The sequence below is a fragment of the Micromonospora costi genome (assembly GCF_003626655.1).
Lineage (GTDB): Bacteria > Actinomycetota > Actinomycetes > Mycobacteriales > Micromonosporaceae > Micromonospora > Micromonospora costi.
Genome location: NZ_RBAN01000009.1, coordinates 51,876 through 72,574 on the forward strand (window position 1 = coordinate 51,876; position 20,699 = coordinate 72,574).

Annotated in this window: 18 protein-coding genes; 5 read left to right on the forward strand and 13 right to left on the reverse strand. The window is 73.3% G+C overall.

Annotated features, from left to right (window positions below):
• Positions 1 to 176 precede the first annotated feature (176 nt).
• From D7193_RS31010 to D7193_RS31050, 9 genes are all read right to left on the reverse strand, one after another.
• Positions 177 to 770, reverse strand: coding sequence for a hypothetical protein (locus tag D7193_RS31010; RefSeq protein WP_120783219.1), 594 nt, complete (start codon positions 768 to 770; stop codon positions 177 to 179).
• A 1,008-nt stretch (positions 771 to 1,778) separates the two neighbouring features.
• Positions 1,779 to 2,423: a response regulator gene (locus D7193_RS31015; protein ID WP_120783220.1), complete on the reverse strand. Its 645-nt coding sequence runs from the start codon at positions 2,421 to 2,423 to the stop codon at positions 1,779 to 1,781.
• Entirely contained in the window at positions 2,414 to 3,550 is a 1,137-nt protein-coding gene (locus D7193_RS31020; protein WP_120783221.1) for a sensor histidine kinase, read from the reverse strand. The genes D7193_RS31015 and D7193_RS31020 overlap by 10 nt, the downstream gene beginning before the upstream one ends.
• Entirely contained in the window at positions 3,547 to 4,356 is an 810-nt protein-coding gene (locus D7193_RS31025; RefSeq protein ID WP_120783222.1) for a DedA family protein, read from the reverse strand. The genes D7193_RS31020 and D7193_RS31025 overlap by 4 nt, the downstream gene beginning before the upstream one ends.
• A gap of 217 nt (positions 4,357 to 4,573) precedes the next feature.
• Complete coding sequence (locus D7193_RS34675) at positions 4,574 to 6,034, reverse strand: serine/threonine-protein kinase (protein WP_120783223.1); 1,461 nt, start codon at positions 6,032 to 6,034, stop codon at positions 4,574 to 4,576.
• A 219-nt stretch (positions 6,035 to 6,253) separates the two neighbouring features.
• Positions 6,254 to 6,457: a hypothetical protein gene (locus D7193_RS31035; protein ID WP_174242781.1), complete on the reverse strand. Its 204-nt coding sequence runs from the start codon at positions 6,455 to 6,457 to the stop codon at positions 6,254 to 6,256.
• Between the two features lie 2 nt (positions 6,458 to 6,459).
• The gene (locus D7193_RS31040) at positions 6,460 to 7,527 is read right to left on the reverse strand and encodes a LacI family DNA-binding transcriptional regulator (protein ID WP_120783225.1); all 1,068 of its coding nucleotides are present in this window, start codon (positions 7,525 to 7,527) and stop codon (positions 6,460 to 6,462) included.
• Positions 7,528 to 7,628: 101 nt separating this feature from the next.
• Positions 7,629 to 8,501, reverse strand: a complete 873-nt coding sequence (locus D7193_RS31045) for a helix-turn-helix domain-containing protein (RefSeq protein ID WP_377456382.1) — start codon at positions 8,499 to 8,501, stop codon at positions 7,629 to 7,631.
• Between the two features lie 121 nt (positions 8,502 to 8,622).
• Positions 8,623 to 8,862 carry a DUF397 domain-containing protein gene (locus D7193_RS31050; protein ID WP_120783227.1) on the reverse strand — a complete coding sequence of 80 codons (240 nt, stop codon included), beginning with the start codon at positions 8,860 to 8,862 and terminating at the stop codon, positions 8,623 to 8,625.
• Between the two features lie 259 nt (positions 8,863 to 9,121).
• Between D7193_RS31050 and D7193_RS31060 the strand changes: the two genes are divergently transcribed.
• From D7193_RS31060 to D7193_RS31070, 3 genes are all read left to right on the forward strand, one after another.
• Positions 9,122 to 9,814: a GGDEF domain-containing protein gene (locus D7193_RS31060; RefSeq protein ID WP_120783229.1), complete on the forward strand. Its 693-nt coding sequence runs from the start codon at positions 9,122 to 9,124 to the stop codon at positions 9,812 to 9,814.
• 283 nt (positions 9,815 to 10,097) lie between these two features.
• Entirely contained in the window at positions 10,098 to 10,682 is a 585-nt protein-coding gene (locus tag D7193_RS31065) for a hypothetical protein (RefSeq protein ID WP_147434483.1), read from the forward strand.
• Entirely contained in the window at positions 10,679 to 13,984 is a 3,306-nt protein-coding gene (locus D7193_RS31070; RefSeq protein ID WP_120783231.1) for a polysaccharide deacetylase family protein, read from the forward strand. The genes D7193_RS31065 and D7193_RS31070 overlap by 4 nt, the downstream gene beginning before the upstream one ends.
• Positions 13,985 to 14,081: 97 nt before the next feature.
• Here D7193_RS31070 and D7193_RS31075 read toward each other — a convergent pair whose 3' ends face one another.
• On the reverse strand, positions 14,082 to 14,555 hold the full coding sequence (locus tag D7193_RS31075; RefSeq protein ID WP_120783232.1) for an SRPBCC family protein: 474 nt from the start codon (positions 14,553 to 14,555) through the stop codon (positions 14,082 to 14,084).
• Between the two features lie 178 nt (positions 14,556 to 14,733).
• Here D7193_RS31075 and D7193_RS31080 point away from each other — a divergent pair, with 178 nt between their 5' ends.
• Positions 14,734 to 15,384: a flavodoxin family protein gene (locus tag D7193_RS31080; protein WP_120783233.1), complete on the forward strand. Its 651-nt coding sequence runs from the start codon at positions 14,734 to 14,736 to the stop codon at positions 15,382 to 15,384.
• A 9-nt stretch (positions 15,385 to 15,393) separates the two neighbouring features.
• On the opposite strand, the gene D7193_RS31085 is transcribed toward D7193_RS31080, so the two are convergent.
• The 3 genes from D7193_RS31085 to D7193_RS31095 are packed head-to-tail and all read right to left on the reverse strand — an operon-like array spanning position 15,394 to position 19,140.
• Positions 15,394 to 15,879: a type II toxin-antitoxin system PemK/MazF family toxin gene (locus D7193_RS31085; RefSeq protein ID WP_120783254.1), complete on the reverse strand. Its 486-nt coding sequence runs from the start codon at positions 15,877 to 15,879 to the stop codon at positions 15,394 to 15,396.
• A gap of 35 nt (positions 15,880 to 15,914) precedes the next feature.
• On the reverse strand, positions 15,915 to 16,937 hold the full coding sequence (locus D7193_RS31090) for a hypothetical protein (protein WP_120783234.1): 1,023 nt from the start codon (positions 16,935 to 16,937) through the stop codon (positions 15,915 to 15,917).
• Positions 16,938 to 16,941: 4 nt separating this feature from the next.
• Positions 16,942 to 19,140 (reverse strand): hypothetical protein, encoded by a 2,199-nt coding sequence (locus D7193_RS31095; RefSeq protein WP_120783235.1) that lies wholly within the window; start codon positions 19,138 to 19,140, stop codon positions 16,942 to 16,944.
• 193 nt (positions 19,141 to 19,333) lie between these two features.
• Between D7193_RS31095 and D7193_RS31100 the strand changes: the two genes are divergently transcribed.
• A complete protein-coding gene (locus tag D7193_RS31100; RefSeq protein WP_120783236.1) occupies positions 19,334 to 20,578 on the forward strand; it encodes a hypothetical protein in 1,245 nt (414 codons plus the stop codon).
• Positions 20,579 to 20,699 lie beyond the last annotated feature (121 nt).

Sequence of the window (20,699 nt, forward strand, 5' to 3'; positions counted from 1 at the left end):
AACGGTATTCCGCGACGGCAGTTATAGGTGAGGCCCGGGGACACTGGACACACCGACACCCCACACAACGTACCCGCGTACCGCCTTGTTCCCACCTCAAGCCGGGCCCGGATACGCCGCTGGCCGGCACCCCGTGTGTGGGGTGCCGGCCAGCGTGTTGTTCATGTGTGTGGTTGTCAGCTGTTCCAGTGCTGGGCGACCAGGTCGGCGGCCTGCTGCTCCCACTGCGCGTACGCGTCGGGGTAGGCCGACACCTGCACCGTCTGCGCGGCGTCGGTCAGCGGCATGTTCTGCCAGCCGTCGACCTGCTTGAGGCCCTTCTGGAACGCCATGGTCGAGTAGATCGGGTCGGTGATCTGCTCCGGGGTGCCCCAGCCCGAGCTCGGGCGCTGCTGGAACAGGCCCAGCGAGTCGTGGTCGTTGGCGTCACCCAGGTGACCCAGGTTCTCCAGCTTCGACTCCTGCAGGCTCGTGGCGATCGAGATGACCGCGGCCCGCTCGTCCAGGCCCGACTTCTTCGTCGCCGCGATGATCGCCTTGACGTTCGCGGTCTGCTCGTCGTTCAGGGTGATGTGCGACTGGTTGCCCTGCGTGCCGTGGGGGATGAGCTTGGCCTTGTCCACGGTCGGCTTGTCCGACTGCACGACGGCAACGGGCTTCAGGTCGTGGGTGGGGGTGGCGGCGTGGGCGGCGATGGGGCCGGAGGCGACACCACCGGCGAACGCCAGACCAGCGATACCGAGCACGCTCTTACGCAGCATGGTGTTCATCGAAAGCTCCTCGGGGGTGAGACACCCGCCACGCCGTCGGGGGACGGCGAGCGGGTGCGAGCACCAACAGGCGCCCAAACGAAAAGGGGGGAAAGGTCTTGGGGGTTCCGGGGCGGCCATAGGGGGGTTGGCCTGCGCCCGGGGGTTCCGGCGCAACGGGTGGGCGGGTGCTCCACCGCGCCGGGTCCGTCTGCAACGACCGGCGGCCCACCATCATTCCCGGGGCCATGCACTCCGGCCGGGTCCACGTTTAACGACCGGGGCTCCGCGATCATTCCGCAGGCCCTCATGCGGCCGGGTCCGTGTCTAACGACCGGCGGCCCGCCATCATTCCCGGGGCCATGTGCTCGGCCCGGCGTCCTGGCGGGGTGGTTCCTCAGCCGTCGGGCATAGTCAACGCCCCCGACCCGCCGACGATTCCGGCCCCGGGATGCCACCGGTCACACCCACAAACCACCCACACCACCCAGCCCGCCACGAGCCACCGACCGGCAATCGGCCCGCCCGCCGCGCCCAGGTCGCACGCGCGCGGCCGCCGATCTCCTCACGAGCGTGATGCCTCAGAGGCATACATATGCCTCTGAGGCATCGCCTCACGGCCGGAGATGCCTCGCCGTCGGCGCGCTAACCGGGCACACGCCCCAAACCCGCCGCACGGAACCGGTGATCGACTCGACATCCTGGAAGTCGCGGTGTCCACCGCATCCGGACACCGCGACATACACGCAACCCGTGTCGATCATGGCCCTCACGCAGCCGGCCGGCCCCCAGCGAACCCCCGGGCGAGCCGGCGAGCCGGGGCGCCCACAGCGGCGGGGCGCATGCAGGCCGGCGCGCATACATGCCGGCGCGCGCAGACGAGCCGAAGCGCGCAGGGAGGCCGGGGGCCGGCCATGAAAGGCATGATCCCCACCAGATCGCCGATATGGCGGTGTCCCAGCCGCCTCGACCCGGGCGTATCGGCGAAACGGAGTCGATCAAGCGCGCGAGGGCGTGACCTCGTACGTCTCAGGTGCCCAGGTAGCGGAGGATCGCGAGCACCCGGCGGCTGTAGCCCACCGCATACGACAGGTCGAGCTTGTCGAAGATGGCGTTGACGTGCTTCTCCACGGCGCTGAGCGACACGTGCAGCCGCTCGGCGATCGCCGCGTTCGTGTGGCCCTGCGCCATGTGGTGCAGGACGTCCCGTTCGCGCGGCGTGAGCCGGGTGAGTGGGTCCGTACGGTCGGAGCCCGCGACCACCTGGCGGACCACCTCCGGGTCGAGGGCGGTGGACCCGGCGGCCACCCGGTCCAGCGCGTCGAGGAAGTCGTCGACCTGCGCGACCCGGTCCTTGAGCAGGTAGCCGACGCCTTCCGGCCGGTCGGCGAGCAGTCGGCTCGCGTACCTCTTCTCGACGTACTGGGACAGCACGAGGACGCCGACGTCGGGCCGGCGGCGGCGGATCTCGAGCGCCGCGCGCAGACCGTCGTCGGTGTGGGTGGGCGGCATCCGTACGTCGGTGACGACAACGTCGGGTGGCTCCCGGTCGACGGCCTCGACGAGGTCGTCGGCGGTGCCGACGGCGGCCACAACCTGGTGGCCCTCGTCGGCGAGCAGCCGGACCAGCCCTTCCCGCAGCAGCGTCGAGTCTTCGGCGAGCGTTATCCGCACGGCAGCTCCGCCGTCACGGTCGTGGGTCCGCCGACCGGGCTGTCCACGTGGAGCCGACCGTCGAGCGCGGCGACACGGCGAGCCAGACCGGACAGGCCCCGCCCGGAGAGGTCGGCGCCGCCGGCGCCGTCGTCGCGCACCCGCATCCGGACCTGCCCCTCCCCCGCCTCGATCTCGATGGTGACGAGGGTAGCGGCGGCGTGTTTCGCGGCGTTGGTGAGCGCCTCGCAGGCCACGAAGTAGAGCACCGTCTCGGTCTGCCGGTCGGGGCGGGTCGGCAGGTCGCACCGGATCCGCACCGGCACGGCGGAACGCTGCGCCACCATGCCGAGCACCTCTCCGAGTTCGCTGTCCTCCAGCGCGGACGGGTAGACCCGGAAGGCCACCTCCCGGAGTTCCTCGACCGCCCGCTGGACGTCTTCGTGGGCCTGGGTGATGAGGGCGTACGTCCGCTCGGTGTCCCGGCTGCGCCGGGCCCGCCCGAGGAGCATGCCGAGTGCGACCAGCCGCTGTTGCAGCCCGTCGTGCAGGTCGCGCTCGATCCGCTGGCGCTCGGCGTCCACGGCGGCGATGACCCCGGCCCGTGTGGTGGCCAGTTCCCGGACGCGCGCCTCCAGCGCCGCGCGGGTGCCCCGGCCGAGCAGTGACCGGGCGAGCCGGAGGTCCAGGGCGCCCACGCTGGCGATGGCCTGCACGTTGAGCAGCAGCAGGATCGCGCCGATGAGCACCTGGAGCAGGAAGTCCGTCACGGTCACGTCACCGCGCAGCGCGGCGGACAGCAGGATCCAGGCGAGCACCACGCCGATCGCCAGCACCCCGAACGCCAGTGCCCCGAGCAGGCCGGGCAGTAGCCGGGCCGCCAGGTAGCCGACCTCGCGCCCCCCGGTCGTACGCCCCGGCGGCAGTTCGTCGCCGGCGCCCAGCAGCCGGGCGAGCCGGCGGCGTTCGAGCCGGACGAGCGTCGCGGCGTACCCCCTGACGGCGGCGCCAAGCCGGCGCCGGGCCGGCGGCACGAGCGCGGCCCCGGCGCCGGCGACGGCGGCGACGAGCAGGAAGACCAGGTCGGCGAGGGCGGTGAGGACCCCGAGGGCGACGCCGAGGACGACGCGTCCGGTGGGCAGGGTCAACGCGCCCCGCCGTGGTCGTCGCCCCAGCCACCACTCCGGTAGAGGGTGCCCCGCCCGCTCGGGTCCGGCCCGACCATCGTGCCGGTCTCGCCGGGTCCGGTGGGCTGCTCCGCTCCCCCGGCGGCCCGGCGGGCCCGGCGCAGGCGGGAGATCACGAACCAGCCGACGGCCGCCACGCAGACGACGATGACGACGTTCTGCAACGTGCCGACGTACCCCTCGACGAGGTGCCAGTTGTCGCCGAGCAGGTAGCCGGCGAGTACGAACGTGGTGTTCCAGATCAGGCTGCCGAGCGTGGTGTAGAGGGCGAAGATGCCGAGTGGCATGCGCTCCACGCCGGCCGGTATGGAGATCAGGCTCCGGAAGATCGGAATCATCCGCCCGAAGAAGACGGCCTTGACGCCGTGCCGGACGAACCACGCCTCGGTCCGGTCCACGTCGCTGAGCTTCACCAGCGGCAGCCGGGACACGACGGCCCGCATCCGGTCGCGGCCCAGCGTCGCGCCGATGCCGTAGAGGGCCAGGGCCCCCAGGAGGGAACCGAGGGTGGTCCAGAAGATCGCGCCGACCACGCTCATCCGCCCCTGACCGGCGACGAACCCGGCCAACGGCAGGATCACCTCGCTCGGGATCGGCGGGAAGAGGTTCTCCAGCGCCACGGCGAGGCCGGCTCCCGGCCCACCCAGTCTCTCGACCAGGTCGGTGACGTAGCCGACCACTCCGCCCTGCGGCGGTTCGGCGTCCGCCGCGAGGCTTCCCGTGGGGAGGTTACCCATGGCGAGGAGGACGTGAGCGGTACGAATCATGGGCCCCACGCTACGAACCGAACCTGGGAGGCGACCATGAGGCCGTCCTCCCGGTCCGACGGCGAGACCGCAGCGCGCGGGGTGCGGAAAACCCCACCCCGTCGCCGATCATGCAGTCGTGGTGGCCGTTCTGTCCGCGTCCACGGCCTTTGCGGGGCACCACAACTGCATGATCGACGCAGCCGGGGGCGGGGCGGGCCGGGGCGGGGCAACGGGGTCAGCCGTTGTTGCGGCTTGAGGAGACGTCCAGACGGTCCAGGAGGTCGTCGAGTCGCTCGCCGACGTCCGACGAGAGGCGGTCCCGCTCGACGGCCTCGGCGATGCGCTCGCGCAGGTCCTCGACCCGCTTGTCCCGGTCCTTCGGCTTGCCCCGGAACAGGTCGGTGAGGTCGTTCCGCAGGTCCTCGACGGTGCGCCGGTCGATCTCGTCCTGCGCCTGGGCCTGCGCGAGGATCGCGACGAACTGGGTGGCGAGCTGCTGCAGACTGATCGGGCCGGGCTCCGCGGTGGTCGGTGACGGTGCCGCGCTGGTCGGGGGCGGGGTGTCGGGCGCCGCGGTCGAGGGCGGCGGGGTCCACGTCCCCGTCGTCGGGCCGGCCACCGACGGCGTGCCCCCGCCCTGGTCGCCGAGGTTCAGCATCACACCGAGACCGACGAGGAGCACCAGACCGGCGGCCACCAGCGCGGCGATCGGGCCACGGGACCGCCGGCGCGGGCGGCGGGGCACGACGGCCGGCCGCGGGGTGACCGGCGCGCGGTCGACGAGGGTGGGCGGCTGCGGCGGTGCGACGGCCGCACGCCCGGCCGGCCGGGGCGGCACGACGGTGGTGGGCGGGTCGGCCGGCCCGACGGCGCCGAACCGGGTGGCGAGCTGGGCGGCGGTGGGCCGGCGGGCGGGGTCGGCGGCCAGGCAGGCGAGCGTGAGGTCGGCGATGTCGGCGGGCAGGCCGGCGATCCGCAGTGGCGGCACCGGCGTACGCCGCTCGTGGACCTCGAGGGCGTCCTCCCAGCTCTGCACGGGCAGCGGCGCCCGCCCGGCGAGCGTGCGGTAGAGCAGCGCGCCGAGGGCGTACACGTCGCTGGCCGGGTCGGGTGGCCCCGCGGACAACCGTTCCGGGGCGAAGTACGCGGGCGTGCCCATGAGCGGCTCGCCGGTCTGCCCGGCCAGCGGGTGGTGCGGGCCGGCGAGCGCGGCGATACCGAAGTCCAGCACCTTGGCGCCGGTCTCGGTGAGCATGACGTTGCCCGGCTTGATGTCGCGGTGCACCACGCCGATGCGGTGGGCGGCCGCGAGCGCGCTGGCGACCTGCCCGGCCACCCGGACGGCCTCGCGCCACGGGAGCGGGCCGCCGGCCAGCCGGTCGGCGAGGTTGTGGCCGTCGACCAGCTCCATGACGAGGTACGGCACGACCTCGCCACCGGCGAGCGTCGCCTCGCCGTAGTCGTACACCTGGGTGATGTGTGGGTGGGTCAGCCGGGCGGCGGCGCGGGCCTCGCGCTGGATGGTGGCCCGCAGCTGCGGGTCGGTGGCGAGCTGCGCGGCGAGCGCCTTGACCGCGACGGGGCGGCCGAGCACCTCGTCCTCGGCACGCCACACCTCGGACATCCCGCCGAGGCCGATGCGCTCGTGCAGGACGTACCGGTCGTGCAGCCGGAGGGTGGATGCGAACGGCGACATGGGAGTCCAGTGTGCCTGCCTCGCGTGGTCACCCACCACCCGCCGCGCCCGTTTGCGGCGCCGGCCGGCCCGTCCGTGCCCGGATGGCCGGTTACCGCGTCAGCCGTCCGGGGCACGCAGGGCGCTGCGGGCCGGACGGGAAGGCGGGGCGCCGGGGGCCGGACGGGAACGCGGGGCGGCGCGGGCCGGATGCGGCGCCGGCCGCCCGGGGTGGACCGATCAGGAGCAGCGGGGCGCGGACGGGACGGGCCGGGGCTGGATGCGGTCGGCGAGGCGGCGCAGGGCGCCGGCCGCGGCCAGCCGCGTGGGCGCGAGCCGAGCCGGTCGGGGGTGCTCGGCGCGCACCGGCGCGTCGGGCCGGGCCGAGTTGACGTGCCGGGTGACGGCGTCGATCGCGGTGACGAAGCCGGTGGCGCTTTCCATGGTCAACTCCTCGGGACGGGTCCGGTGGAGGTCCGGACGACGAGTTCGGTGGGCAGCAGAATGTGGCCGGCATCGGGGTCGGCGGGTGGGTCGAGCAGCAGTTCGGCGGCGAGGCGCCCCCTCTCCTCGGCCGGTTGGCGCACGGTGGTGAGGCCCGCCGCGGCGGCCTCGGCGATGTCGTCGAAGCCGGTGACCGAGATCGGCGGATGCCCGGCGTGCTGCGGCCCCGCCAGGGCGTCGAGAGCACCGAGGGCGAGCACGTCGGAGCAGGCCAGTACGGCGGTCGGCGGGTCGGGCCGGTCGAGCAGGCCGGCGACCGCCGCGGCGGCGGCCGGGCGGCTGTTGCCGCGCGCGGTGAGCACTGTCAGGTCCGGCCAGGCCACGCCGACCTCGGCGAACGCGTCGGCGAAGCCCGCGAGCCGGTCGTGGGTGGTGGGGCGTGGCACGACGTCGACGGTGGGCAGCCGCAGCGGACCGGACGGGGCGTCGGGTAGCACGGTGTCGCCGAGCAGGGCGACGCGCCGGTGGCCGAGCGCCGCGACGTGCGCGGCGATCCCCCTCGCGGCGGCCCGCTCGTCGATGCCGACGTACCGGATGTCGCGGCCGGCGGCGCCCAGGCGGGAGGCCGTGGTGACGAACGGCAGTCCGCGGTCGCGGATGGCGTCCAGGGCCCACGTCTCGTCGCCGACGCAGTAGACGCAGAAACCGTCGACCGCCGCGTTCTCCACGGCCGTGCGGGCGTCGGCGGAGGACTCGGACAGGGGCACGAGCAGCAGGCTCGTGCCGTGCCGCTCGGCCGCCGCGCTGACGCCGGCGAGGAAGCGGACCGCGAAGGGGTCGGTGAAGGCGTACGACAGCTGCGAGGTGAACAGCACGCCGATGGCGCCCACGAAGCCGCGGCGCAGTGACCGGGCCGTCGGGTTGGGGCCGGGGTAGCCGATCGCCTTGGCCGTGTCGAGGATCCGCTGCCGCAGGGCGGCCGAGAGCTGGTCGGGGCGGGCGTACGCGTTGGACACGGTGCTGCGCGAGACGCCGACCGCGTCGGCCACGGCCTGGAGGGTGGGCTTCACCGATCCCCCTCTGTATCGATTCAGAACTGTATCGATTCAGAGACTAGCGGGACGCGTCGACACGCGTCAACACGAAAGAGCGCCGGAACCGGTCCGGCCGCCTAGAGTTGGTCGCGCAGCCGGCCGAGGAGTTCCGGAGTCCGCTCGGGCGGCTCCGCCTCGATGCAGAGCCGTTCCATGGCCAGCGCGTAGTGGTCGAGGTCGTCCCGCTTGTCCAGGTAGATGGCGCTGGTCAACTGTTCGATGTAGACGATGTCGGGCAGGTCCTGGTCGCCGAAGCGCAGGATGGTGAACGCGCCGCCGGCCGCCGCGTGCCCGCCCGCGGCGAACGGGATGATCTGCAGCCGGATGTTCGGCGAGCGTGTCGCCTCGATGAGCGCCGTCAGCTGGTCGCGCATGACGTCCGGGCCGCCGATGGGGCGGCGCAACGCCGCCTCGTCCACCACGGCCCACAACTGCGGCGGGTCCGCCCGGCGCAGCAACTCCTGGCGCCGCATGCGCAGCGCGACCCGACGGTCGATCTCGTCGGGCGCGGCGGCGCCGTGCCCGAGCAGCACGACCGCCCGGGCGTACGCGGGCGTCTGCAGCAGCCCGGGAACGAACTGCACCTCGTAGGTGCGGATCAGCGCCGCCGCGGCCTCCAGCCCCAGGTAGGACTGGAACCAGCTGGGCAGCACGTCGCCGTACCGGTGCCACCAGCCGGGGCTGTTCGCGTCCCGGGCGAGCGTGAGGAGCACCTCGCGCTCCTCGGCGTCGGTCACGCCGTAGAGCGTGAGCAGATCGGCCACGTCGCGTTCCTTGAACCCGACCCGGCCCAGCTCCATTCGGCTGATCTTCGACTCGGAGGCGCGGATCTCCCACCCGGCGCCCTCCCGGGTGACTCCGCTGGACTCGCGCAGTCGCCGGAGCTGGGCGCCGAGCAGCATGCGCAGCACGGTCGGCCCGGTTGTCGGGCCGCCGTCGGCGGGAACCATCGTCACGTGCCGACCTCCGCGTACCACGCCGGACACCGGCCCGGCCGACGAGTAAGCATGCCACGGACCGGTGGTGGGAGCACTCCTCCGCGCGGCGAGCCGTGGCCCGCCGGACGGCGGCTCAGGCGATCAGGTGGTCGAAGTCGCCGTCGCGGGCACCGAGCACGAAGGCGGCGATCTCGTCGACCGTGTAGATCAGCGCCGGCCCGTCGGGGTGCCGGGAGTTGCGTACGGCGATGCCCGCTCCGCCGGGCAGCTCGGCCAGCTCGACGCAGTTGCCGCTCGGGTTGCTCCGACGACTCTTCTGCCAGTTCAGCGGGGGAAGCTGGCTGGCGGGGACGCCGTTTCTCGGCTGCTGCATGAGGGTCTTCCTGTTCAGGGTGCCGGCCGATGCCGTGGGGAGGAGCGGTGGCGGCGCGGAGGGGCGGTCGACATCGGACGCTGCTGCACGTGCATCTGCTCTTGCATCTGCATCGGACGGCGAGCATGATAACCCACGTGTACGGTACCCATCCGTTCACAGTGAGTTACCTGACCTGGGTCGTGACCAGGGAGAACGAGAGCCGGCACGGGCGCGTCGGCGGCGACGGGGCCCGGGCGGTGGCGTGACGGGAGGGCTCGTGCCGGATCCGGTGAGTATCGCGTCCGGCATCTGCGCCGCCGGGGCGGTGCTCTCCTCGTGGCAGCTGCGCCGCCGCGCGCTCCGGGCCGAGGCCGAGATCGAACACCTCCAGGCCGAACTCGCCGCGGAGCGGCACGCGGCGAGCCACGACCCCCTGACGGGCCTGCCCAACCGGCGCGCCTTCCACCGCCTGGCCGCGGCGCTGCTCACCGACGCCGCCGGGCGGCCCCTGATCGCCGTGGTGCTCGACCTGGACGACTTCAAGCAGGTCAACGACCGGTACGGGCACGCGGCGGGCGACCAGGTGCTGATCAGCGTCGCCGAGCGCCTCGCCGCCTTCGCCGGGGACAACCTGGTGGCCCGCCTCGGCGGCGACGAGTTCGCCGGCCTGCTGGTCAGCCCCACTGTGGACCGCCGCTGGATCGACCACGCCACCCGGCGGCTGTGCGAGATGCTCGCGGCGCCGATCCGGCTCGGCGGCCTCAGCCTCAGCGTCACGGCCTCGGTGGGCATCGCGCCGGTCACCGGCCCGGCCCAGCTGACCGAGGCGCTGCACCGGGCGGACGCGGCCATGTACCGGGCGAAGAGCCTGGGCGCCGGCTCGTCGACCCGGTCGGTCTGCGCGATCGACGACGGCCACCCGGACCCGTGGACCCACGCGACGGAAGCGACGGCCGGCCACCCCGCATGAGGGCGACGCGACCGCCCCTAGCCTCGTCGATCATGCAGTCGTGGTGGGGGATGAACGGGGTATATCTCCGCACGACAGGCACCACAACTGCATGATCGCCGGGACCGGGGGTGTGCGGAAGATTGACCCTTCTTCGACACTTCGCGACATGAATGGGAGTTGTCGCCGCGTTCATGCCCGTACGCCGCTGTTCATCCGGTTGTTCGGATGACGAAATTCGTCCCGAGATGTGGCTACGACAAAGTGGACATAAAGGGTTTATGTCCCTCCTAGCCTCGTCCGGGTGGCCGTTCACGTTCCTGGTGGTGACGCTCCCGTCGCCGGCGATGCTCCCGCCTCACCGACCCGAGCACCCGTCCCCGTCTTCGTCGACGCCACCGGACGACGCCGCCGCCTGATGCGTCGCTGCGGCGTCGCCCTCGCGGCCGGCGCCCTCGTCTACCTGCCGATCGTCGGGATCGCGGTGCTCAGTGGACCGGTGGTCTCCGACACGCCGCTCGTCGACGACGAGAGCGGTGTCCAGACCGCCGACCAACCGCCCCCACCGCCCGAACGGGTCGGGCTGCTGGTTCCCCCCGTCACGTCAACAGCGAACGACATCGAGGAGCCGGTCCCGGCCGCACCCGACACGGCACCGGCCGCCGCCTCCACGCCGAACCGGACGCCCACGGCCCTCCCCGGCGGCACCGGCACGGCGACCCCCCGGCCGCCCCACGGATCACCGGCCTCGCCCACCCCCACGACCGCGTCACCGACCCCACCAGCTCCGCCGTCGCCGTCCGGCCCGCTGCCGAGCCCGTCCCCCGGGACGCCGCCGCCCACGGTCCCGGCCGGTCCCGGGCTCGTCGAGCGGTTGCTGGCCCAATGACCCGGACGACGACGCGTCCGGCGTCCGACCGGCCCCGGGCCCGCCGCCGGCTCCGGCTCCCGCTGCGGACGAGCTGGGTGGTGTACGGGACCCTGCTGACCGTCCTGCTCAGCGTGCTGCTGGTCGAGGCGTACGCGAACTCCGAGTTCACCCCCGACCACGTGCGGGAGACGGGCGACCAGGGCCGGGTGCCGGCCGGAATCAGGTCGGGCGGACCGCTCATCGACACGACCGGCGAGCGGCCCACGTCCCACCGGGTCCCGCCGCGCACCATCGCCCTCACCTTCGACGACGGTCCCGATCCGGTGTGGACGCCGCAGGTCCTCGACGTGCTGCGCCGCCACCGGGCCCAGGCGACCTTCTTCGTGATCGGCAGTCAGGTGGCACGCCACCCCGACCTCACCGAACGGATCGCGGCCGAGGGACACGAGCTGGGCGTACACACCTTCAGCCACCCGGACGCCACCCTGCTACCGGCCTGGCGACGGCGACTGGAGTACACCCAGACCCAGCGGGCGATCATGAACGCCGCCGGCGTCCGGACGAAACTGCTGCGTTTCCCCTACTCGTCCACGGCCGACGCGGTCGACGACGACGCCTGGGCGGCGATCCGGGAGGCGGGTCACCTCGGCTACCTGACCGTGGTGAACGACACCGACAGCCAGGACTGGGCCCGCCCCGGGGTGGACGCGATCGTGCGGAACATGACCCCGCCACCCGGCCAGGGAGCGGTCGTGCTGATGCACGACGCCGGCGGGGACCGGGCACAGACCGTCGCCGCCCTCGACCGGTTCATCCCCGCGATGATCGCCCGCGGCTACACGTTCACGACGGTGAGCGACGCCGTCGACCAGGGCCGGTTCGAGGGCGACGACGAGTCGTTCCCGCCGATCCCCGGCAACCAGCCGATCTCCGAACTCGAGCGGTGGCGGGCGGGCGGGGTCGTCGTGGCGGTACGGATCGCCGACCTGTTCCTCGCCGCGCTCCGCGTGGTGTTCGTGCTGGTGGGCCTGCTGATGCTCGCCCGTACGCTGCTCCTCCTCGTCCTCGCGCCCCGACTGGCCTGGCGACGCCGGCGCGGGTACTGGGGTCCGCCGGTCACCGAACCGGTGTCGATCATCGTGCCGGCGTACAACGAACAGGCCGGAATCGTCGACAGCGTCCGGTCACTGGCCAACGGGGACCACCGCGGCATCGAGGTGATCGTCGTCGACGACGGTTCCACCGACGGCACGGCCGATCTGGTCGAGGGGCTCGGGCTGCGCAACGTGCGGGTGATCCGCAAACCCAACGGCGGCAAGTCCAGCGCGCTCAACACCGGCATCGCCCACGCCAGCCACGAGATCATCGTGATGGTCGACGGCGACACCGTGTTCGAGCGCGACTCCGTACGCCGACTGGTGCAGCCCTTCGCGGACCCGACGGTGGGCGCGGTCGCCGGCAACGTGAAGGTCGCGAACCGGCGCGGCCCGCTCGGGTGGTGGCAGCACATCGAGTACGTCATCGGCTTCAACCTGGACCGTCGGCTGTACGAGACGCTCGGCTGCATGCCGACCGTGCCCGGCGCGATCGGCGCGTTCCGCCGCCGCGTCCTGGTCGCCGCGGGTGGGATGAGCGACGACACCCTCGCCGAGGACACCGACATCACCATGGCCGTGCTCCGCGCGGGCTGGCGGGTGGTGTACGAGAAGCGGGCCCGCGCCTGGACGGAGGCGCCCGCCTCGCTCACCCAGCTCTGGCGCCAACGCTACCGCTGGAGCTACGGCACGATGCAGGCGATGTGGAAGCACCGCCGCGCGGTGCGGGAACGCGGCGCGTCCGGCCGGTTCGGCCGCGTGGGCCTGCCGATGCTCGCGCTGTTCGGGGTGGTGCTGCCGCTGCTCGGGCCCGTCCTGGACGTGATGGCCCTCTACGGGCTGTTCTTCCTCGGCACGAGCGACACGGCGAAGGCGTGGCTGCTGATGCTGGCCGTGCAGGCGGTCACCGCGGTCGTGGCCTTCCGGCTCGACCGGGAACGCCTCCTCCCGCTGCTGGCGCTGCCGTTGCAGCAGTTCGCGTACCGGCAACTGATGTACCTGGTCCTGCTGCGGTCGACGGTGACCGCGCTGACCGGCACCCGGCTGCGGTGGCGCAAGTTGAAACGCGCCGGTGACCCGGCCGACCACCACGTCCCGGCCGGCGGGGACGCGATGACGGCCGGGGGTGCGGCGGGCGACGGCCGGGACCGCTGGTTCGACACCCTGCGCGGGCTCGCGCTCGCTCGGGTGATCACGTACCACATGTTCACCGTGGCCTGGTTGAGCTTCGCCTTCCCCGCCATGGGGGTCATGTTCGCGCTCGGCGGCTCGCTCATGGCCCGGTCGCTGGACCGCGCGCCGGGTCAGGCGGTGTACGGCCGGCTCCGGCGGCTGCTGCCGGCGCTGTGGGCGCTGGGCGCGGTGCTCATACCCGTGATGATCTGGCACGGCTGGGCCGACCGGCCCGCGTGGCCCGAACTCCTCACGTGGCTGTTCCCGGTCGCGCAGCCGCCGGGGAACGCCTGGGCGGCGGACGTCACCGGTGTGCTGTGGTACCTCGTCGCGTACCTCTGGTTCGTCCTGCTCTCCCCCACGCTGCTCACGCTCTACCGCCGCTGGCCGCTGCCGACCGTGCTCCTCCCGCTCGCCGGCGTCGTGCTGCTGCAGACGGCGTACCCGACGCTCGGGGGTCCGGTCGGGTCGGTCGTCACCGACCTGGCCACCTTCGGCGCCTGCTGGCTGGCCGGTTTCGCCCACCGCGACGGCGCGCTGCGCCGGATCCCCCTCGCGGCCCTCGTGGCCGCCGCCGCGGTGTGCCTCGGCGTCGGCGTCGGCTGGACGGTGACGCACCCGGAGGGTGGGTACGACCTCAACGACGTCCCGCTGGCGCAGGCGTTCTACTCGCTGGGTTTCGTGCTCCTGCTGCTCCGGGCGCGCCCTCCGATGGCCTGGCTGGCCCGGATCCGGCCGTTGGACCGGCTGGTCACCTGGCTCAGCAGCCGCGCCCTGACCATCTACCTCTGGCACAACGCGGCCATCGCGGTCTGCTTCGGGCTCGGCGACCGGCTCGACGCCTGGCGGGTCGGGCAGGTCGGGTACCTGGCGGTGGCACTCGTGCTGATCGTCCTCGTCGTGCTGGCGTTCGGCTGGATCGAGGACGTCAGTGCCCGCCGCCGCCCCCGGCTGGTCGGCTGGCGACCGGCCATCCCCGCGGCGACCGTGCGCGCCCGACGTGCGCCGGTCCCCGCCTCGACGCGGCAGGTCCGGGCGAGCACCCGGACCTGACCACGGGTCACAGCGAGAAAGGAGGAGAGACGAGTGGCGGGTTCCGGCCGGTCGGCCGGAACCCGCTGCGTCGTCGGTGGCCGCGCGGGCGCAGCGCTCAGACCAGGGTGGCCAGGTGCCGTTCCAGCGCGGCGTACGACTCGGCGGCCCCCTGGGTCATGCCGGAGTCGAGCATGCCGTCGCGCTCCTGCTTCGTGTCGAAACGGGTGGTGCCGGTGACCACCGTGCGGCCGGCCCGCTCGGTGAAGACGAGCGTCTCCACCGCCACATGCCCCGGCAGGCCTTCGAACTCGAACGTCTGCACGATGCGCTCCGGCGCCACGACCTCGCGGAACTCGCCCCGGAAGCCGTACGCGTCGCCGTCACCGGTGTGCTCCACGAAGCGGTAGCGCCCGCCCGCCCGGGCGTCGATCTCGACGTCCAGCGGGTTGCCCCGCCCCCACCAGCGCTTCAGGTGCTCCGCCTCGGTGTGCGCGGCGAACACCAGGTCGCGTGGTGCGGCGAAGGTCCGGGTCAGGGTGATCTCGTGGTCCGACGGCAGGTCGACCACCATGTCGCTGGGCTCGCTCATCGTTGCTCTCCTTCCGGTCGGGCGGGCAGGCGTCCCCCGTGGGTAACGGTCGCCGCGAGGCGTACGGCGCGGCCGGCCGACGGACGGCCCACCGATCGGGTGCCGGCGCGCGAGGTGTTCCGACCCGCCGGGTGGGTAACCGGTCAGAACGGGCGGCACCGGCAGGAGGGGAACGAACGTGGCGAAGATCCGGGCGGTGGTCCTGAACTGCACCCTCAAGCGGTCACCGGCGCCGTCGAGCGCGGAGGTGCTCGGGCGCGAGGTGCTCGACGCCCTGGGCGACCAGGGCGTCGAGGGTGAGCTGATCCGGGTCGTCGACCACGACGTGCGGTTCGGCGTCTCCACCGACGAGGGCGACGGCGACGGGTGGCCGGCCATCCGGGCGAAGCTGATGGCCGCGCAGATCCTCGTCATCGCCACGCCGATCTGGCTCGGCCAGCCCTCTGCGGTGACGAAGATGGTGCTGGAACGCCTCGACGCGGAACTCTCCGAGACCGACGCCGAGGGCCGCCTGCTCACCTACGGCAAGGTGGCCGGGGTGGCGGTCGTCGGCAACGAGGACGGCGCCCACCACACCATCGGCCAGGTGCAGCAGGCGCTCAACGAGGTCGGCTTCACCTGCCCCGCGGCCGGCGCCACCTACTGGGTCGGCGAGGCGCTGCACAAGGTCGACTACATCGACGTCCGGCCGAAGCCGGACACGACCGGTCGTACGACGACGGCCCTGGCGCTCAACAGCGCCCACCTGGCGCGGCTGCTGGCCGAGCAGCCGTACCCGCCGCCGGACGCGCGGTCCGCCGCGGTCGGGCCCAGCCGTGAACCGGCCTGACGGGCGGCGTCAGCGCCAGCCGTAGCCGGCGCGCAACGCCCGGCCCACCCGGTCGAAACGGGTGCGGTCCAGGATGGCGCCCTCGCGGCGGATGCTGTCCTCCCGCATGGTCAGCACGCGGTCCAGCCGGATCCAACTCGGCCGGTTGTCCCGGTCCCAGGCGCCCGGCCCGAGCGCCAGCCAGTGCCGCTGACCGTCCCGGTCGCTCTGGCTGGAGAGCATGAGCCCGTACAGGGTGCGGCTGTGGCGGCCCACCACCAGCACCGGGCGGTCCTTGCCCTGGCGCGGGTCGTCCTCGTACGGCACCCAGGTCCACACGATCTCGCCCGGGTCGGCCTGCCCGTCGAGTTCGGGGGCGTACGTCAGCTCGCGGCGCTGCAGCGCGGCAACCTGGCGCCGGCGGGCCACCTGGGCCGGCGCGGGCCCGGAACGACGGGGACGGGGGACGACGGCGCCGCCGATGCGGGCCGCCACGCTCCTCAACAGACCTGCCACGGCGGGGAGCCTATCCCGGCCCGCCGCGGCGACGATCACCCGCCGGTGGGCCGGCGCTCCGCCACCGCGGCGTCGAACCAGTCCCGCAGGTCCTCCGGGGCGGGTGGCGTCCGAGGGTTCGTGGGGTCGGGTCGGCGCAGGTAGTAGACCCTCCCCAGGAGCGGCATCATCGAGGTGACCGGCTGGAGGTCCGGGCCACGCCCCGCCAGCACCGGCTGGCCCTCGTGCATGTAGCCGCGGGGTTCCTCGTGCCCGACCTGCCAGGTCAGCCCCGGCACGGCGTGACGCACGCACTCCACGGCGTAGAACGAGATCGCGTCGACCAGCGCGAGGGACCCGTCGGACCAGACGTACGGGGCGAGGAACGCGCTGCGGCCGTACCACATGGGCAGGACGGCATCCTTCGGGCGCTGGAACACGTCCCCGCCGTCGAGGATCACCTTCTCCAGCGGCGCGTCGACGGCCCGCGGCGCCAGGTGGTCGATGGCGAACGCCCACAGCGGGACCAGGCTGTCGCGGGAGAGGTCGAGCCGCGGTGGCTCGCCGGCCCGGGCCGTCCGCTCCCGCAGCAGGGCGAACCGCTCGGCCCCGGCGGCCAGGTAGCGGCGCAGGAAGTCCTCCGGGGACTCGGTGGTGGTGCTCAGGACCATGCCGGCGGGCGTGGTGGCGGCCGCGTCCGGCGAGACCAGGTCGAGCACCTCGCCGAGCGGGGCGTCCGTGACGTCGCCCTCCTCGACGAGGAACCGGCCACCGGTCGCCTGCGCCAGCTCCCGCAGCACCTCGACGACCCGGGCCACCTCGGCGCGGTACTCCGCGGCGGGCCGCAGGGGGAAAGCGTCGAAGATCGAGACGACCAGTTCGCTGACGCCCGTCGCGCCGGGATGGACGAACCACTGCGTCCCGATCCGCTCGCCCTCCCAGACCAGCTCGGCGAACTCCCCGGCGGCGACACCCTCGTGCAGATCGCGGTCGTCGCCCAGCAGCCTGCTGAGCAGGGCGACCACCGTCGCCCTGCTCAGCTCGGCCCCGGACGGGACGACGCCCATGTCCAGGCTCACCGCATTACGCTCCGCTTGGTGCGTGGATCGTGAAATCGATGTTGTTGTTCTTCAGGCACTCCAGCAGCGGCGGGTGGATCCCGATGCTGTTGAAGGAGGCACTCGCGAAGAAGTGCCAGTGTACTTTTTTGACGTCCTGCTTGTGGACGGCCTTGCCCTCGGGCGTGACGATCCAGGCGTCCTTCAGGCACTCGTCGATCAGGCTCTCCGTCCAGGTCGGCACGCCGACCTTGACCTCGTGCAGCGTCATCGACCCGTCGGTCGGGTCGACCTCGGCGCAGTCGGCCTTGCGGTGCTTCGACCTCGGGCTCGGGTAGCCCGTCGTCGGCACGAGGTGCTGCTCGCGGCAGTTGCCGCCGAGGATCGTCTTCAGGTACGCCTCACCGGCCTTGAAGTTCCACTGGGCCGGCACGGGCACGCCCGGCTTGTGGTTGGGAAGCTTCATGGCCTCCTCGATCGACTTCCACTTCGTGCGGTCCCCGCGGGACAGCTGGCGGATGTCGGCGTCGCTGAACCGCGAACCCGCGGCCAGCGTCCCGAAGCCGAGCGTCTGGTCGCCGCTCTGCAGATACTCGTAGGTCCCGGTGAGGATCAGCTCGAGAGCCAGGTCCTTGACCGTGTCGGGGAGCTTGTCGTAGCGCGCCACGAGCCGGACCACGGCGTCCATCCGGTGCAGGTACCGCAGCGCGAACTTGGCGGCCTTGGCCGGGATCGCGACGGCGTCACCCGCGTACGGGATCAGACCCAGGACGCTGAAGCCCGCGCTGACCCAGTCGCCGCGGATCGCCGACGCCACGGCGTCCCGGATGTCGGTGATCGCACCGGCGATCCAGCCGACCACCGGGATGAAGCTCAGCGCCCCGGAGCAGAGGTTGCCCGCGAGCCACGCCATCGAGTCCCGCATCGCGAACTCGCCCGCCACCAGGCCGAGGGCGAAGTCGGTGACGTACGTCCACTTGCTGGTCTGCTCGTCCGGGCGGCCCGGGTCCAGCTCCTGGTCCGCGGCGTGCGCCACCTCGTAGTCGTCGCGCAGGCCGTCGCCGTCGGTGTCCTGGGAGAGGGCGTTGATGCCCCACTCGTCGACCTCGGTGCCGTCGGACAGGCCGTCGCCGTCGCTGTCGACGTTGGTGACGTCCGTGAGAATCTCGTCCTCGGCGATGTCCGTCAGCCCGTCGCCGTCGGTGTCCGTGAGATCCGGCGCGGGGACGATCGGCGGCAGGTCACCGGAGACCGGCGGCGCACGGGGCTGGTCGGCCACGAGCGGGTTGCTGCCCCGGGCCACCTCGGTGCCGTCGTTCACCCCGTCGCCGTCGGTGTCCGGGTTGGTGGGCGAGGTGCCGAGGTCCTGCTCCTGGAGGTTGGTGAGCCCGTCGTTGTCGACGTCCTCGGCGCCGTCCGCGATCGCGTCCCGGTCGGTGTCGACCGCGTTGGGCATCGTCCAGCCGACGAGTTCGGTGATCTCGAACTTGTCGGTCAGGCCGTCGCCGTCGGAGTCGACCAGCAGCGGGCTCGCGCCGAGCCGCAGCTCCACGACGTCGACGACGCCGTCGTTGTCGTGGTCACCCTCGTACGTGATGCCGAGCCGGGCCAGGACGTGGAAGCCGTTGGCCCACGCGTTGCCGGCCTGGATGGTCGCCGGCTCCGGGTTGGCCTTGTACAGCATGTCGTCGGCCTTGGCGAAGTCGACCTTCGCCGCCTCCAGGTCCGCGAACGCCTCGGTCAGCCCCTCCGGGGCGGGCGCGGGTGGAGGGCTGGCCCGGAACGGACCGATGGTCGCCTCGGCGTCCTGGATCGCCGCGTCGGCGAGCAGCCGGACGCCGGTGAGCGTGTCCACCAGGGCCCGGACGTGCGCCTGCTCGGCCTCGCCGTTGGGCGGGCTGGCGCCGGTCAGCCGGCTCTTCAGGAACGACTCCAGGTGTTGCAGGTTGTCGAACGCGATCTCGCCGTTCGCGGCGCTGTTGAGCCGCGCGCCGTCGAAGTAGCGGCTGTCGACGTCCGCCAGCACCGGGTCGATCCGGCTGTCACCGAGCCCGTCGCCCACGTACGGGCGCAACGCCTGCGTGGCCTCGGTGACGGAGAGCTTCGCGTCCCGCGTGTACTCCGCGGTGGGGATCTTCGCGACCTCCACCTCCCACAGCTGCGTGGCGTCCGCCGCCGCCTCCGCGCCGAAGAGCGCCAGCTGGGCCACGACGACCGTGGCCACCGTCGCGGCGAGTCTCTTTCTTCGCCATCGCGCATGGATGCGCATGCGTTCCCTCCGTCTGTCGGTGAATCAGGGGCGAGGCAGATGATAGTGAAATATTTCGATGTGATGTGTCCCGTCGCCGGGCCGCCGGCGAGCCGGAGGACGCGTCGGGGCTGACGTCCGCGCGGTCAGCGGGCACAGTGGAGCGGTGATGGTTCTCAGCGGGCCGGTGGCCCGATACGCGGAGCGGGTGCACGGCCTCGTCGGCGGCGGGCACCACGTGGCCTCGCCCCTGGGCGCGTGGCTGCTGCTGGCCCTCGTCGCGCCGGCCGCCGCCGGCGCCGCCCGCGCGGAGATGGAGGAGGCGCTGGGCACGGACGCGGCCCGGGCCGCCGACACGGCGCGCGCCCTGCTGTCGGCGCCGCACCCGCTCGTGGCGTCGGCGAGCGCCCTGTGGGAGCGGTCCGCCGCCGAGGGCCTCGCCGGGTGGCGGGCCACGCTGCCGGAGAGCACCGCGACCGGCCCCCTGCCGGACCAGCCGGCGCTCGACGCGTGGGCGCGCGAGCACACCCTCGGCCTAATCGAGAGGTTCCCGCTCACGGTGTCGCCGGAGACGGTCCTGATCCTGGCGACCGCGCTGGCCACCCGGGTCTCGTGGGTGGACCCGTTCCAGGTCGCGTCCGGCGACGCGCTCGGCCGCGGCGCGTGGGCGGGCCGTGTGCGGCACGCGCTGCGTACGCCGTGGCACGGCCACCGCTGCTGGATCGCGGGCACCGGGCGCGCCGGCGACGTGGCCGTGCACGCCGCGCCGGTCCGGTCGGAGACCGTCGACGGCCGGGAGGCCGGGATGCTGGTCGTCTCGGTGGCGGCGGAGCCGGGCGTGCCCGCCGCCGACGTCCTCGCCGCCGCGTACGAGGTGGCGGGCGAGGCGGCCGCGTCCCTGCCCGGCGGCCCGACCGGGCGCCGTTCGCTCTACGACCTGCCGCTCGGCGACACCGCGCTGTGGACGCTGCGGGAGGAGCCGACGCGGACGTACGGCGGCCGGGAGGAACGGTTCAGCGCGGTGCTGCCGTGCTGGTCGGCCGAGAGCCGGCACGACCTGACCGACCCCGCGTTCGGCTTCGGTGCGGCCGCGCGCGCCCTCGGCGAGCTGATGGGCATGCCCGCCCTGCGTTACGAGGCCGCCCAGGCCGCGACGGCCCGCTACGGCCGGTACGGCTTCGAGGCCGCCGCGGTGACCGCGTTCGCGGCGGCGACCGGGCTTCCGCCCGAGGGTGTCGCCCGCATCGCCGAGCTGCGCTTCGGTCACCCGTACGCCGTCGTGGCGGTGACCACCGACACCCGCGACGGTCTGCCGGCCGGGCCCTGGCACGGCCTGCCGGTCTACTCGGCGTGGGTGGCGGAGCCGTCGGAGCTGCCGGAGGCGGACCTCGCCGATCCGCCCACCGCCTTCTGACAGTGGCCTGCGCGCCAGACCTGCACCAGAATCGGCACGACTTCCCTGAAGTAGTGCCCTCCCACCGGCACTGAGGGCGCAACATCCGGGAAGTAGTGGCCTCCGCCGGGCTCGGCTCGGC